Raw genomic sequence first — 14,925 nt, 5'->3', positions numbered from 1 at the left:
CCTCTATTCTCTTTCGATAATTACAGAAACACCCATGCCTCCTCCGGCACAGAAAGTTATAAGACCAGTAGATAAATTCCTGTCTTTAAGTGCATAAACCATTTTAGCTAATAAAATTGCACCTGTTCCAGCTAATGGATGACCTAAAGCAATAGCACCACCATTAACATTTAACTTGTCAGTATCAATATCTAAACCGTGAATACATGCAATAGATTGAGCTGCGAAAGCTTCATTCATCTCTATAAGGTCAATATCCTTCATATTCATACCAGTAATTTTAAAAAGTTTCTCAGTGGCATATACAGGCCCATAGCCCATTATCTTAGGATCCAGCCCTGTGCAGGCATATCCCTTAAATTTTCCTAGTATAGGAAGTCCTAAAGCTTTTGCCTTTGATTTTTCCATAACTACAACAGCACCTGCTCCATCGCTCATAGGTGAACTGTTACCTGCTGTAACTACTCCTCCTTCTTTAAAAACAGGCGGCAGCTTGCTTAAAATTTCTACAGTAGTGTCTGGTCTTAAAGCCTCATCTTTTACAAAGTGAATAGTTTTTCCCTTCCCTATATTAACTTCTACAGGAACTATCTGCTCGTTAAATGCTCCTTTTTCCCATGCTGCTGCAGCCTTTTTATGACTATCTTCCGCAAACTTATCGCATTCCTCACGGCTTATGGAAAATCTTTCTGCAAGATTTTCAGCAGTAAGTCCCATTGAAATATTATCTTCATCTTTATATGCAGATTTTATCTTTGCCCATTGCGGAGGCATTACCTGATAAGCTGTTGTTGGCTTCTCCATTACATAACATCTTCTAGAGTCGCTTTCAACTCCCCCAGCAACTAGCACATCAGCATATCCAGCCTGAATTAATATTGAAGCATAGGCAAAAGCATTAAGCCCTGAGCCGCATTGCCTGTCAAGAGTAAGCCCTGGAACAGAATAAGGAAGACCCGCACCCAGTGCAACTACTCTTCCTATGTTTGCTACCTCATTTGCCATAAGATTGCCGAAAATTACATCATCTATTTCATTTGGATCTATATTTGCTCTTTTTACTGCCTCACGTACTGCAATAGCTCCCAGCTCATGGGCAGGCACTGGAGCAAGCGTGCCCCTTGCCTTGCCTATAGCGGTACGTGCTGCTGATACTATAACCGCTTCTCTCATAATTTAAATTCCTTTCAAACTATTTTTTAAGTCCAAGAATTTCTCTTGCTTCATCTGGAGTTGCAGGCTTCTTATTTGCTTCATATACAAGCCTTGCAGCTCTCTGTACTAATTCCTCATTTGTAGCAAGTCTATTCTTTGCATAATAAATATTGTCTTCAAGGCCTACCCGTACATGTCCGCCTAAAGCAATTGCTGCATATAAAATGGGCAGATGGTCTTTTCCTATTCCAAGAGCTGACCAGGTAGCATCAGCAGGAATTTTGCTTTTTAAATGAATTAAGTTTTCAACTGTTGCCTCTGCTCCGCCTAAAACACCAAGCACAAACTGATAATGAAGCGGTGCTTTTAAAACACCCTTCTTAAGATAATACTCAGTAATATGAATCATTCCTGAATCAAAAATCTCAAGCTCAGGCTTTATATTGTTTTCCTGCATAACCATTCCTAGTTTTTCAAGAAACTTTGGTGTGTTCATGAAAACTCCTCCAGGCATCCAGTTAAATGAACCTGCGTCAAAAGAAGCCATCTCTGGTTTTATTTCAGGAAGATGAGCCATTCTTTCTTCATCTGTTGCTCTTGAATCACCTGAGGTTGTCAGATTTATTACCAAATCACATTTTTCTTTTATAAGTGCTACAGTCTTTTTAAATTTTTCTTTATCCATTGTTCCTAAGCCTTCATCATCTCTCATATGAAGGTGTACTACCGCAGCTCCTGCCTTATAACACCTAAAAGCATCCTCTGCTATCTCTTCAGGAGTAAGAGGAATGCTTGGTACCTTCTCCTTTGGAGTCAAAGCGCCAGTAAGAGCTGCTGTTATAATTACCTTATCCATTCATTGTACCTCCTGACTAAATTTTTTTATGGAGCTTTAGCAGCTCAATTAACATATCATCACGAAATTTTATTAATTCTGGTATTGTTTTCCCAGTTTCTTGAGGGCGATTTTCAATTTCCTTAAGTACCCCCTCTTCTGCTATATCCGGCCATCCTTCAGGTTCTTCCACCCAATTTGCCATATCTTTAAGCCTTGCTGCACTGGAATCATGTAGACTGGTCAAAAGTCCTCTTATACCTTGCTCTCCAGCGCCAAGATGAAATATAAGATTAGGCCCCATAACACCAAGCCTTAATCCTGGTCCATAAAGTGTTGCCTTATCTACATCCTCAACTGTACAAACTCCCCTGACAACAAGATCTATTGCTTCTCTGTAAAGTGCCAGCTGAAGCCTATTAGCAATAAATCCTACAGTTTCCTTCTGAAGTATAACCGGTTCTTTATTTAAAGCAGCATAAAAGTCATAAGCTGTTTTTGCCGCTTCATCACTTGACTTCTCTCCTTTTGTTATCTCAACAAGAGGAATAAGATGAGGAGGATTGTAAGGATGCCCCCCTATGCATCTTTCAGGATAAACTGCATTTTTAGCAATTTCACTTATAAGAAGTCCCGAAGTACTGCTGGCTATTATAGTTTCCTTTGAAGTATATTTTTCTATTTCTTTCAGCATCTGCTCTTTAATATCATATCTTTCAGGACCGCTTTCCTGAATAAACTGTGCATCTTCAACTGCCTCTTTTAAATCTGTTGTGTACTTTACTTTATTTTTAATAGCTTTAATATCTTCTTTTTTTATCAAATCCTTATCCGCAAGATACTGCAGATTTTTTTCGATTATGCTTTCTGCTTTTTTTAAGCTTTCAGGGCTAATATCAAAGACAGCTACACTATACCCTTTCATTGCAAAGTTAGTTGCCCAGCCTGCGCCAATAACCCCTGCTCCTACACATGCTATATTTTTAATATCTTCAGCTTTCATATTTCCCCCACATTACACTTTTTTAAATTATTAGCTTTTAAACAGCTGCTGTTTGTCCTCCATCTGTATATATAACTTGTCCAGTTACAAATCTTGATGCATCAGATGCAAGAAATACTGCTGTTCCTATTACATCATCCTTTTCTCCCATTCTTCCCATAGGAATATTTCCAAGGATTTTATTTTTAATTTCAAGATTTTTATTCATTATATCCTTCATCATTGGTGTTTCAGTAATAGTAGGTCCTATTGCATTAACTGTAATATTATAAGGAGCAAGCTCAACACAAAGCACTCTAGTTAACATATCAAGTGCACCTTTAGTTGAGCAGTAAGCTGCATTTCCTCCTCCGCAGGCTCTTGCACCTCTAACAGAAGATACGTTAATAATTTTTCCATACTTATTTGGTATCATAAGCTTTGCAAATTCCTTGCAGCACATCATAACACCCTTTACGTTTACATCAAACATATCGTCCCATACATCCATAGGGAACTCTATTGCATCGTATTTTTTATTGTATCCCTGAGAATTTACTAATATATCTACTCTTCCCATATCTGCTGCTACATTTTGAGCTAAACTTTTTATGCTCTCTTCATTAGCTGCATCTACCTGAAATACCTTAATCTTTACTGAAACTTCTTCCTCAATTTCCTTTGCTGCTCTATTTAAGCTTTCAAGATTTCTGCTGGCAATGGCTACGTTAGCTCCGTAGAAAGCTAGTCCTTTTGCTATAGCCTGTCCTATTCCTCCAGCTCCTCCAACTACTACAGCATTTTTACCTTTTAATGAAAATATATCCTGCATTTCTTTCACCTCATAAATTTAAATTTTTACATTATTACAAGCATAGTTGCCGGCAGATTTGTCTCATTTATTACTTCTCTTGATTCGCCAGGCATAATATGAATGGATTCCCATTTTTTTAATTTAAATGTTTCATCCTTAGTCTTTACTGTAATTTCCCCATCCAATACAAAATAAACAAGTTCCATAGGAACTACTCCATATTCTGCTCCTCCTCCTGGAAGAAAGTGAGACATACCCATCCAATACTTTGGTTCAGGTCCTGCTTCCTTTTCATGCACCTTTAGTGCTCTCATTTCAAAATGCTTTGGAGGATTATATGCTTTTAAATCCTCAATACTTACTTTTTTCATGTTTTACACCCTTTCTATTTTAATTAAGTGTTGCTTATGCAAATAATGTACAGTTTTTTATATGGAAACCTGATACAATTTTACTAAGGAGCAAGTAGTGTGCCATATTAACTATTTTCGTTAAAAATTTATTAAAGACTCTTAAAACCGCATTTAATCAACCTTATAAATATGTACTTCATTGTCATACTTCACATAATTTAATTAAAGTGAATTTATTTAATTCATAAACCCATTATTTTATACTGATATAATTTAGTTTTGACTTAAAATTTCTGAATATTAAATAAAAAAATAGAAGTTTGTGAACAATTGTATTTTGTTCAATTTGAAATGTTTTATAAATTCAAATTAATGCATCTTTAATTTATATTGTTAAAGTTGTAATATATATATTAATACTAAATATTTGAAATTAACTTACATAAAATGGATTTTAAAAAGATTAATGGGGGAACTTATGGAATTAAATATAGGCACATTAATAAGTAAGATAAAACAATATAAATTTGAGCTGTACTTATCCTTAGGTGAGCAAATTCCTATCAAATCAATTAAATTACTTCCAATAAACAGCCTAAATTTTGATCCTAATGTACTGTATATTACAAAAGCTTCAGATTTGCTGCATGTTTTACCAATAAATAACCCTGTAAATATTATTTGCGTAAGTGATTGTTCACTGAAATTAGATACATATGATTGTTATCAACTAAATTTAATAATAATTAATAATGTTGATATCATTGAGCTATTTAATTATATTCAAGACATTTTATTATCTCATCAGCGTCTTACAGTTGATTCTGCCAATCTGTTTACTGCTTTAGTAGAAGACAAAGGTATACAGCATATTATTGATATAAGCTATAAAATTCTTGGAAATCCTATTCATGTATCTGATTTAAGTCATAAGATACTTGCTTTTACAAAAAATATTAATGTAGATGATCCTATTTGGTACGAGCTTACTACAACAGGCTATGGTTCTTTTTCTCATATTTCAAGGGGGAACTCAATAGGTCTTTATGAAAAAGTTAGAAAAAGTAACTACCCTTTTTCAACTTTTATAGAAGAATCTAAAATTCATGTGCTTCACTCAAATATTCTAATAGATAATAAACCGGTAGGTTATATTACAGTTCCTTGTTATTTTAAGCCTTATAGCGAAGAAGATTTTGAAATACTTGCATTGTTAAGTAAAGTAATTTCTATGGAAATGCAGAAAAATAAATTTTTTAAAAATTCACGAGGTATTATATACGAATATTTTATTAAGGATTTACTAGATGGGAATTTACAGGATTCTTCTGCAGTAAATGAGAGAATAAAATATCTGGATTTAAATTTAGAGGATAATATTTATGTACTTACAATCCGTTCTAATATGCCAATAGATGGTAATATGACCTTTACTGATATTATGGGATTAGTATCTAATTTACAAGGCTATAGTAAGTCTATATTTTATAATGATGCTATTGTTATAATTCTAAGCCGAAAGAAGAAGATATTTAATCTTTTTAATGATTTAAACGGTATCATACAGCTTTTAAACAAGCATAAGTTAACAGCAGGTATTAGCAGCTGTTTTCACCAATTAACTCATTTACGCAAGTATTATGACCAATCATTAAAAGCTATAGAAATTGGAACTCATTTAGAAAAAGATAAATTATTTTATAACTATGAAGATTACATGATTTATGACTTCATGAGTATATGTTCTTTAAGTGAAGATATAATGTCCTTCTGTCACCCATCCATATTTGTGCTCTTAGAATACGATGAAAAGCATGGTACTAATTTTTTAGAAAGTTTATATGTTTATCTATATAATGATAAAAATCTAGTAGTATCTGCAAACAGTCTTCATATTCATCGAAACACACTAAGCTATAGAATAGAAAAAATCTCAGAAATCATGAATTTAGATTTAAATGATAAAGATATTTCTTTTCATCTGCAGTTTTCCTTTAAAATATTAATGTTTAAAAAAGCTACTAGTAATAATAATTCGAAATATGTAAACCTTACCTTTATGTAAATACTTATACTATTTAATTGTTCTAGTTAAATAGCCAGTAGAAACCTACTGGCTATTTAATTAAAATTTATATAAAATTCATCTTACTTTGTCACCCATGGAGAAATAGCTCCTGGTCCCTGAAGATTTATATAACGATGCATTGCTTGAATTTTTCCAGAATGAAATCTTAGTATTTCAATTGTAGTACCAGTAGCAGGCATCTGTTTTAGTACCTTTTTCCCTTTAAAACTTTCTATATTAAGAGTTTTATTATGCATCTCAATCATACATTCTGGAACAAAGCAAGCTCCTGTTTCATTAGAAACTACATAAGGGCAAACATATCCAGGAATTTGAGCTGTACTTACAACTATTCCCTGTTCTTCATCTACAGCTATAACTCTTGCGTTTGGGTCCTGAGGCCTCATTGGCCATAAACCTGCCGGTATGGTTACTTTTTCTCTAGGCCCTGATGAACCATTATTACCTTCATCCCCTTGTAATGTTTCAAGATAATCGGGATCTTCATAAACAATGCCTCCTACCTCTTCTAATATACAGTCTGGTGAAGCTTCATATTCTACTTTGCTGCTTGCATCAAATATAGCTTTTCCTATAGCCAGTAACTCTTCTCTTGTTGCTCGTCCATCTTCTGGTATTGGAGAAGTCCAGCCATTATGATGCTTATCCATTTCTTCAGGCAGATATACAAAACCAGAATCTCCCCGGGAACGAATTAAATTAATCTCTAATTCAGCAATAAGCTCATTTTCAATTTTAAGTCTTCCATTAAATATGGTTGGTGAACCGTTTTCATCAAGACTTGCAGTAACAAATATACTCCCATCTTGCTTATCAATAACCAAATGCCCTATACAATTTACACCAGTAATAGTTCTCCAGCTGGTCATAGCATGTAATGCAGCTGCATGAGAATTTTCTGTAGCTGCATATCTGTCTGCAAGCGGTAATATTGATGGATCATGTTCAATCATTGATTTAAATAATAAATCTACAAACTTTTTCATTTTAGGCCTCCTTATAGTATTTAATTTTCTAGTTTTTTACTTTTTCAGTAATTAAATAATATAATATGTAATCTTAAAAAACATCATAGGGTATTGAAAAAATCAACTATTAATTTGTGCTGACTGCACAATAAAAAACTATTTACACATTCCTCCCCGCTTTCTAATTTAATCTGTGTTGCACTTGTAAGATATGCAGACTACTCCAAATCCCTGTCACTGAATAATTCTGAAGTATCAAGATCAGAAGTTGCAGTTGCTCCTCTTATAATAATCATTTATTTTTTATCAGTTAGCATTATTGCTTCATGTCATATTTAAATAATAAAGCATATACCTTAAAATAACCTTAAAGATTTGTAAAAGTGAAAATTTCTACGTATTTACTTATAAAGTATTTTTTAATAAACTAAATCAAATATATTTCTATTAACATTCTAAGTATAGTACAATCTTCTTATAGCATAGATATTTGCTTATATTATTTCCTTTGCAAAAAATTATAAAAGAGGCAAGCTTTTATTAAGAACAGCTTTACCTCTTCATTAAACTAAATTATATTTACTTACGTTCAGGTTTTGAATAACTTAAGTAATTTCTGTACTTTTCTAATCTTTGTGGTAATTCATCCCTTTTTGGATGAGGCTTTAAGGATACATTTTTTAATTCCTCACAATGCTCAAACTTTCCTGAAAGTTTAATATGTGAATGAACCTTATCCTCTTCTTTAACTTCAAATTTAACCTTTCCATTAACAACATTAAGTGTTCCCTTAACTCCGCAGATACCGCAGATAACTGGATAATTGTTGTCTTCATTTCTAACTTCTATAACCTTTGAGTGACAAAGCGGACACATTCCCTCTTCTCCAATATATTTAGCTTCCTCAATAGGCTTCATTAAAGTTTCTGCAACATGACGGCCAGACTTTCTTGCTCTAGCTAAAGCATCATCATTTAAAGCTACCATTCCTGGAAGTGCAACCCAGTTAACAAGCATCTTATCAACAACTTCCATCTGCATTGACAAAGTGAAAAGATGCATCATTGGTAATGCTAAATTATCCCATTCACTTCCTCCAACTGCTATAAGAGAAGCAACTCTTGTTTTAAAGGATCTTTCATCTGGACCTTTTCCAGTAGTTATTCCCTTTTCTTCACGAATTTTCTTACCTATTATTCTCATAGCCATATCATGTGATGGTCCCATTCTATCATTAAGTACCTTTAATTGTCCACTTGGAGTTTTTTCATAAATTGGTGAACCAATAATTATTCCATCACATTCTAATATTTTTTCATCAATAAATGCAAAGTCATCATCCTTTATAACGCATTCACCAGCTCCTCCTTTTTCAAGAAGACTGATAACACAAGCATTACAGCCTGTACAAGGTTTAAGGTTTAAATCCTGAAGTCTTACTAATTCTACTTCAGCACCCATTTCCTCAGCACCCATTAATGCCTCTTTTACAAGAATTTCAGTATTGCTCATTTTTCTTCCACAGCTTATTCCTAATATTTTCATATATAATCCTCCTAGTATTCCTTATTTTTCACACAAAAATTACTTTTTGTGCTACTTTATCGTTGTATTTAATGTCTTAATATTGAAATTATAAATTTTAGTAATATTATTTTAAAAAGAATGTCCACTTTTTTTAACGCATTGTAATATATCCTCGATATTGAGTATAGTTATCGCTTTCAGCAATATCTGTCAAAAATAAACTTGCAATTTCAAACTTAGGCTTTAAATATGGGAACTCATCATATTTTGCCCATTCTGGCTTTTTAATTTCTTTTGCTTTTACTACTGCAGCATTATACCATGCTGAAGGACCTTCAAACCACATTTCAACTACTCTTTGGAATGGACATCCATTGACGTTTTGAATAATTTTGCTTGTTAGAAGTCTTAAAACTTCAGGCATGTCCTTAAACTTTGGAACAACTTCTTCATAAAACCATTTATCCCCTTCTTCTAAAGTTACTCCTTCAGGATATTTTATAACAAACTGCCAGCGATAGTTTGGACCATCTTCTACTGTTCTTTGAGAACCTTTAAAATCTTCTTCCCAGCAAAGCGGTACAAAAGCAAATATAAACGGAGGACATCCATTATCACCGCCTGTTGCTCTTGCATCGTCACCTTCCATATTTATATGTTCTTCATTGCTGTCTGGGATATTTCCCTGCCACTTTAATACATCTATTGGAAAAAACTCAGTTAAAGCTTTATTTTTAAATGATGCAGTAAATGGATTTACTGTCCAATAGTGCTCCGTTAACTGCATTCTTGTAACTCCAAATCTTTCTCCCTCTGGTGGTGTTGGAAGAGCCGGGTAAAATGCATACTTAGTTACATAAGGCCCAAATTGTGAAATGCTGTCTGGAATATGATGCTTGTAGAGCCAATGCTTTAATAAGTGTCTGTAATCCTCTTTTACTACATCTACATAAATAAGACTTCTCATAGGATTAAATTCTATTGGCATGTAATAACCTCCTTAAAATTTGATAAGTGAATGTACCATAGATATTATCTTTAACTATCTATGTAAAACAGATAGTAAGCAAGTAGTGTGCCAGATTTGTTATATTTTTATCATATTTTCTTAGCAATGCGTTAAAACTGTGATTTTATAAGAACTTTTTTTATTTATTTTTATAAAAAACTATTATTTATATAAAGTAAAATAATATAAATAAAAAAACGTTTTCTTGAAAAATAATAAATTTTTGTATCATATTTATATTTTTCGAACTTTAAAAACCATTTTGCAATTATTTACGTTAATATTTTTTTGTATTATACCAATGATTTTTTTCATCGCCAGTTCTTTATTCCTAAGACTTTGGCTTTCTTTACAACTGTGGACTGCTTTATTCCCAATACCTCAGCAGCTTTATATGTACTTCCGTATTTTTTTAATGCTTTTTCAATAATATTTTTTTCAAGCATGTTTACTGATTCTTTCAAATTTAAATTGTTACCTGAAACACCATAAAGCTCAGTATTTTTACCTAAAACACTTATTACATGATTTTCTGTTATTACTTCTTCTTCATTTATCAGAACCAGCCTGTCTATAATATTCTGTAATTCTCTTACATTTCCCGGCCAATTATAACTTTCCAGTTCAACCACAGCATTTTTTTCGAATTTTTTATTTCTATTATATTTTTTATTAGACTTATTTAAAAAATAATAGGCTAAAACTTTTATATCTTCTTTTCTCTGTCTAAGCGGCAGTAAATTAATAGGAAAAACATTCAACCTGAAATATAAATCCTGCCTGAATAATCCTTTTTTTATCTGTTCAAACAGATTTTGATTTGTTGCTGCTATTACTCTTACATCTACTTTTACAGGCGTAGTTCCTCCAACTCTTAAAAATTCTTTATCCTGAAGCACCCGTAGAAGTTTTGCCTGAAGCATAATGGGCATTTCACCTATTTCATCAAGAAGTATAGTCCCTCCATTTGCAACTTCAAATAAACCCAGTTTTTCCTTGTGCTGAGCACCAGTAAATGCTCCCTTTTCATAACCAAACAGCTCTGATTCTAAAAGCATCTCAGGTATAGCTGCACAATTAATCTTTATGTAAGGTCCATCTTTTCTTAAACTGTTTTTATATATTTCTCGTGCTACAACTTCTTTTCCTGCACCAGTTTCCCCGGTAATAAGTACAGTTACATCTGTCTTTGAAACTTTTTGTATATATCTTTTAATCTCTTCAATTTCACGGCTTTCACCTATAAGTTCAGTCTCCATCTGGCTTTTTCTTAAATACTTAAGCTCATTAATATATGCTTCTTTACTGTTTTCAAAAATCTCAAGTTTTTCTTCCAATTGCATAAACTGTGATATATCTCTGATTACAGTTATAACCCATTCTATTTCTTTATTCTCATCAAAAAAAGGAATACCTGTCATTATTACCGTCATGTTTCTCCTTAAAATTCTTGTAATGACAGAAACCTTTCTTTTTTCTTCAAGAGCAATCAAGCCAACAGGCTTAGGTTTTTTTCCTTTAAGCCCTTTTTTCATATTACCGCTTATTAATGCCATTATTGGCATTTTATTTTCTGGATTTATTTCAATAAAAGCTTCCTCAGAAGTATATATTATTTTATCCCATACTTCATTCATATTCATTCCGATAAGTTCTTTTTTCTTCATACCAACTATTTTTTCGAAATTTTTATTAGCATCAATAAAAACTCCATTTTTATCTACTACATAAATACTGTCGGATACTTCATCAGCAACAGATAAAAGATTCATTTTATTGCTTTTATAAGCATGATACTTTTCTATTATTTTAGCAAAATCTTTTTTATCTTTTTTATTTTTTTCTATTTCATATCTATTCATAGCTATTCTTCTCTTCTTTCATTTTATTATAAATATCTTTTATAATATATTATTATGAATATTATAATTAATCAAACTAAATATACATATCTCATAAACAAAAGGACGTTTATCAATTTCTAATTAAATTAGTTAAAATTAATAAACGTCCCTTATATAACCTTATAACATCTACATATTAACTCTTTTTTGTTTAACAGCCATTATACTCATCAAAATCAAACCTGCTGCAATAAATATACCTCCTACTGCATAATAATACACTAAATAAGGTGAGTCTGCCCCTGCAATTTCCAAAACACCTTTTACAAAACTTCCAAAAGTCAAAATTGCAATCCCTGAATTATAAATATTAAAAAACAGCCTGTATCCGGTAAATTTAAGTATCTTACCTGCAAACACATAAATCAATAAATAAAAGAATAAACCGCCAATTAATGGGTATAAAAACATCCAGGTCATAGCTGCTGAAGATACACCGTGGCTGAAAATAGCATAAACTTTATTTACAACAATAGCAATTACCGACAATACAAAATAAGTTAATATTGTCTTTCTACGATGCCTGCTTTGATTTTTCATATTAATATCCAAAATATACAATGTCGCTTACCTGCCTTTCTCCAATTTTTCTTCCGTCTGTAGGATTATTTACGATTTTACCGTTAAAATACATTGTAGAAGATCCGCCTCCGTCTAAATTATAGGCTGTAGTGCAGCCTCTTTCCTTAAACTCCTGAGCAAGCTGAAGAAGGGAAAGCCCCTCGCTCTCACTGGTTCGTCCATCTGATACAATTACAATATAATGAAGCTTAGAAACCTGACCAATGGCAGTTCTTGGGTTACTGTTTTTTGCCTGCCCAACTTCACTTGAACTATCTACAGTAATTTCTCCATTTTCTACAAGTCCAGGTCCAAAAGAAAATACCTGCCATGCACCTTCATCGCTTAAAGACTGCATGCTTACATCACTTTCTGAAACAACGGATAAATTTCCTTCTTTATCTACAACAAGGGCTTCATTATTTCCTGATGTACTACGATATACAGTACCATTACGAAGTACATAACCAGTATTTCTAAAGCCATAATAATCTCCGTTTATAGCAAAAATTGCATTATTTTCTTCTGCCATTTCAGATGTTTTAGACTTAATATTACGGCCATAGGTGTTATTCGCCAGAGCTGTTTTTAGGTATGAAGCATCAGAAACCTGTATATCCGCTACATACATAGTTGTGTTATACTTGCGAACTTTTTCTATTGTTATTTTAATATTTTCATCCTCATAGGAATTATCCGTAATTTCAGCTGCTGTTTTTACTGATGATTGTGTTGTTTGTGCTGTTTGTTTTGTTACTGTCTGACCTGCTGATGAAGATGATGCTGAAACCTTAGCCATTGATTTCTCAAGCACAAAAGTATCCATTAGTGTAAAAGTAACTGATGCTGCTAATAAAACAGAAAAAACACCAGCCCATCTATAAGGTTTTGCTAAAAAATTTTTCATTTTTTCTACATCCTTTCTTTTTGTAATATATCATAAATTACTAGGTAACTAATTATATAATTTTTTAGAAGCTACTGATATTACATATAATACACTTAAAAACTTAAATATACCTTAAATAATTTTATATAAAGCACCTTGCAAAAAAGATATAAAAAAACCCGCAGCTACTTAATTTTTTAAGTTTTGCGGGTTTTAAAAATATTCAAAGATTATTCAATTATAAAATTATTTTTCGACTACACTACTAATTATTTAATTATAATCTTTTAACTGCTCTTTTATGTTTATAAATTTATCAATATTTGCAGTAAAAATATCAACTAAAACAGGATCAAAATGTTCACCTTTTTCACTTTTAATATATTCTACGGATTCATCTACTGACCATGAATTTTTATAAACTCTCCTGCTGCAAAGAGCATCAAATACGTCAGCAATAGCGGTTATTCTTCCATATATGTGTATTTCTTCGCCCTTCAGCCCATTAGGATAGCCTTTACCGTTATATCTTTCATGATGCTCATGTGCAATAATTGCTGCTGTTTTCATAATTTCTTTATTAGAATTTTTAAGCATATCATAACCTGTTACACAATGATTTTTAATTATATCAAATTCTTTATCATTTAATTTTCCAGGCTTATTTAAAATATTATCAGGAATAGCAATTTTACCTATATCATGCATTGGTGATGCAAGTTTTATTAGTTCACATTCCTTTTCATTTAATCCATATTTTTGTGCCAGCAGTTTAGAGTATTCTGCTACTCTTCTAACATGATTTCCTGTTTCTTTAGAACGTGCCTCTACAATCTCTCCAAGTGTAAATATTATTTCTTTTTGAGTATTTTCAATTTCTTTATTTAAATATATATTGTCACAAGCTATTGAGATATTATTGCAGAAAATTTCTATAAAATTAATATCAATATCATTAATTTTTTTATTGCTTTTAAGATAAATTATATTTTCTAAGCCTGATTGACTTTTAAAAAACATAATAATTTCATTTTCACTAAAAATATTTTTTGTTTCATTAACTGCCTTATATAGCTTACTATATAATGTTAAAGAAACAACTTCTTTAACATTATTATAAATATATTTTGAATAGTCCCCAGTTGCTGCAAATATATAAAAATCATTTTCATCTTTTGTAGCAGCAAAACCAGAAACTTGATAACATAAATCATTTTTATTTAAATTTAAAAGTGAAGACAATTCTATTAAAACATTTTGTGAAAATTTCGTCATAGATTGAATTTGAAAAATTCGGGAAGAAGACTGAATGATTTTATCTAAGCCTTTCTTATTAGTATTAATTGTTTTTATATCTCTGTAAGTTCTTAAGGAAGTAACTATACAGGTATATAATTTCTGAGCAGTAAGTTCAGTTTTTTCTTTATAATCATTTATATCATATTCAACTATTACTTTTTTCTCAGGAGCCTGTCCTGGTTGTCCAGTTCTTAATATTATCCTTACATCGTTATTTTGTAAAACTTCTCTTACATATTTTATAACTTTTAGTCCTGAATCTTCTTCTTCCATTACTACATCAAGTAAAATAATTGCTATATCTTTGTTTTTTCTCATAAGCTCCATAGCTTCCTGAGCACTATATGCAGAATAAAATTTCAAACCCTTACCTTGAAATTGAAAATCACTAAGTACAAGTTTAGTAACACTATGAACCTCTTTTTCATCATCTGCAATAAGAATTTTCCAACTTTCATCTATTAATTCTGTCTCATGATTATATTCTTCAGCAAACAGCATATTATCATCTGAAAACACTATATTATCATTCATGGTTTT

General features: G+C 31.7%; 13 protein-coding genes. 1 reads left to right on the top strand and 12 read right to left on the bottom strand.

The annotated features are described in order from the left end of the window. Nucleotides 1-3: 3 nt before the first annotated feature. From M2651_RS09405 to M2651_RS09385, 5 genes are read right to left on the bottom strand one after another with little or no spacing between them, the layout of a single operon-like run. A complete protein-coding gene (locus M2651_RS09405; protein WP_252132100.1) occupies nt 4-1,173 on the bottom strand; it encodes a thiolase family protein in 1,170 nt (389 codons plus the stop codon). A gap of 19 nt (nt 1,174-1,192) precedes the next feature. Then, nucleotides 1,193-2,011, bottom strand: coding sequence for a beta-keto acid cleavage family enzyme (locus M2651_RS09400; protein ID WP_252132099.1), 819 nt, complete (start codon nt 2,009-2,011; stop codon nt 1,193-1,195). A gap of 16 nt (nt 2,012-2,027) precedes the next feature. Next, nucleotides 2,028-2,993: a 3-hydroxyacyl-CoA dehydrogenase family protein gene (locus M2651_RS09395; RefSeq protein ID WP_252132098.1), complete on the bottom strand. Its 966-nt coding sequence runs from the start codon at nt 2,991-2,993 to the stop codon at nt 2,028-2,030. 37 nt (nt 2,994-3,030) lie between these two features. After that, entirely contained in the window at nt 3,031-3,804 is a 774-nt protein-coding gene (locus M2651_RS09390) for an SDR family NAD(P)-dependent oxidoreductase (RefSeq protein WP_252132097.1), read from the bottom strand. Nucleotides 3,805-3,830: 26 nt separating this feature from the next. Next, a complete protein-coding gene (locus tag M2651_RS09385) occupies nt 3,831-4,157 on the bottom strand; it encodes a cupin domain-containing protein (protein ID WP_252132096.1) in 327 nt (108 codons plus the stop codon). Between the two features lie 460 nt (nt 4,158-4,617). Here M2651_RS09385 and M2651_RS09380 point away from each other — a divergent pair, with 460 nt between their 5' ends. Next, on the top strand, nt 4,618-6,204 hold the full coding sequence (locus tag M2651_RS09380; protein WP_252132095.1) for a PucR family transcriptional regulator: 1,587 nt from the start codon (nt 4,618-4,620) through the stop codon (nt 6,202-6,204). A gap of 83 nt (nt 6,205-6,287) precedes the next feature. Here the strand turns inward: M2651_RS09380 and M2651_RS09375 are convergent, their stop codons facing one another. From M2651_RS09375 to M2651_RS09345, 7 genes are all read right to left on the bottom strand, one after another. After that, nucleotides 6,288-7,214: a hypothetical protein gene (locus M2651_RS09375; RefSeq protein WP_252132094.1), complete on the bottom strand. Its 927-nt coding sequence runs from the start codon at nt 7,212-7,214 to the stop codon at nt 6,288-6,290. A gap of 561 nt (nt 7,215-7,775) precedes the next feature. Beyond that, on the bottom strand, nt 7,776-8,741 hold the full coding sequence (locus M2651_RS09370; protein WP_252132093.1) for a flavodoxin family protein: 966 nt from the start codon (nt 8,739-8,741) through the stop codon (nt 7,776-7,778). A 133-nt stretch (nt 8,742-8,874) separates the two neighbouring features. Next, nucleotides 8,875-9,711 carry an acetyl-CoA hydrolase gene (locus M2651_RS09365; protein WP_252132092.1) on the bottom strand — a complete coding sequence of 279 codons (837 nt, stop codon included), beginning with the start codon at nt 9,709-9,711 and terminating at the stop codon, nt 8,875-8,877. 332 nt (nt 9,712-10,043) lie between these two features. Beyond that, the gene (locus tag M2651_RS09360) at nt 10,044-11,594 is read right to left on the bottom strand and encodes a sigma-54 interaction domain-containing protein (RefSeq protein WP_252132091.1); all 1,551 of its coding nucleotides are present in this window, start codon (nt 11,592-11,594) and stop codon (nt 10,044-10,046) included. Between the two features lie 171 nt (nt 11,595-11,765). Beyond that, complete coding sequence (locus M2651_RS09355; protein WP_252132090.1) at nt 11,766-12,176, bottom strand: hypothetical protein; 411 nt, start codon at nt 12,174-12,176, stop codon at nt 11,766-11,768. 1 nt (nt 12,177) lies between these two features. Next, entirely contained in the window at nt 12,178-13,104 is a 927-nt protein-coding gene (locus tag M2651_RS09350) for a phosphodiester glycosidase family protein (protein ID WP_252132089.1), read from the bottom strand. 255 nt (nt 13,105-13,359) lie between these two features. Further along, nucleotides 13,360-14,919: a DUF3369 domain-containing protein gene (locus M2651_RS09345; protein WP_252132088.1), complete on the bottom strand. Its 1,560-nt coding sequence runs from the start codon at nt 14,917-14,919 to the stop codon at nt 13,360-13,362. Nucleotides 14,920-14,925 lie beyond the last annotated feature (6 nt).

Source organism: Clostridium caldaquaticum (genome assembly GCF_023806125.1).
GTDB lineage: Bacteria > Bacillota > Clostridia > Clostridiales > Clostridiaceae > Clostridium_AT > Clostridium_AT caldaquaticum.
Note: the sequence above shows the minus strand (reverse complement) of the source record. Positions and strands in the feature narration are given on the sequence as shown.

Coding starts and splice junctions, on each gene's coding strand:
- M2651_RS09405 (WP_252132100.1), bottom strand. CDS start 1,173: ATGAGAGAAGCGGTTATAGTATCAGCAGCACGTACCGCTATAGGCAAG.
- M2651_RS09400 (WP_252132099.1), bottom strand. CDS start 2,011: ATGGATAAGGTAATTATAACAGCAGCTCTTACTGGCGCTTTGACTCCA.
- M2651_RS09395 (WP_252132098.1), bottom strand. CDS start 2,993: ATGAAAGCTGAAGATATTAAAAATATAGCATGTGTAGGAGCAGGGGTT.
- M2651_RS09390 (WP_252132097.1), bottom strand. CDS start 3,804: ATGCAGGATATATTTTCATTAAAAGGTAAAAATGCTGTAGTAGTTGGA.
- M2651_RS09385 (WP_252132096.1), bottom strand. CDS start 4,157: ATGAAAAAAGTAAGTATTGAGGATTTAAAAGCATATAATCCTCCAAAG.
- M2651_RS09380 (WP_252132095.1), top strand. CDS start 4,618: ATGGAATTAAATATAGGCACATTAATAAGTAAGATAAAACAATATAAA.
- M2651_RS09375 (WP_252132094.1), bottom strand. CDS start 7,214: ATGAAAAAGTTTGTAGATTTATTATTTAAATCAATGATTGAACATGAT.
- M2651_RS09370 (WP_252132093.1), bottom strand. CDS start 8,741: ATGAAAATATTAGGAATAAGCTGTGGAAGAAAAATGAGCAATACTGAA.
- M2651_RS09365 (WP_252132092.1), bottom strand. CDS start 9,711: ATGCCAATAGAATTTAATCCTATGAGAAGTCTTATTTATGTAGATGTA.
- M2651_RS09360 (WP_252132091.1), bottom strand. CDS start 11,594: ATGAATAGATATGAAATAGAAAAAAATAAAAAAGATAAAAAAGATTTT.
- M2651_RS09355 (WP_252132090.1), bottom strand. CDS start 12,176: ATGAAAAATCAAAGCAGGCATCGTAGAAAGACAATATTAACTTATTTT.
- M2651_RS09350 (WP_252132089.1), bottom strand. CDS start 13,104: ATGAAAAATTTTTTAGCAAAACCTTATAGATGGGCTGGTGTTTTTTCT.
- M2651_RS09345 (WP_252132088.1), bottom strand. CDS start 14,919: ATGAATGATAATATAGTGTTTTCAGATGATAATATGCTGTTTGCTGAA.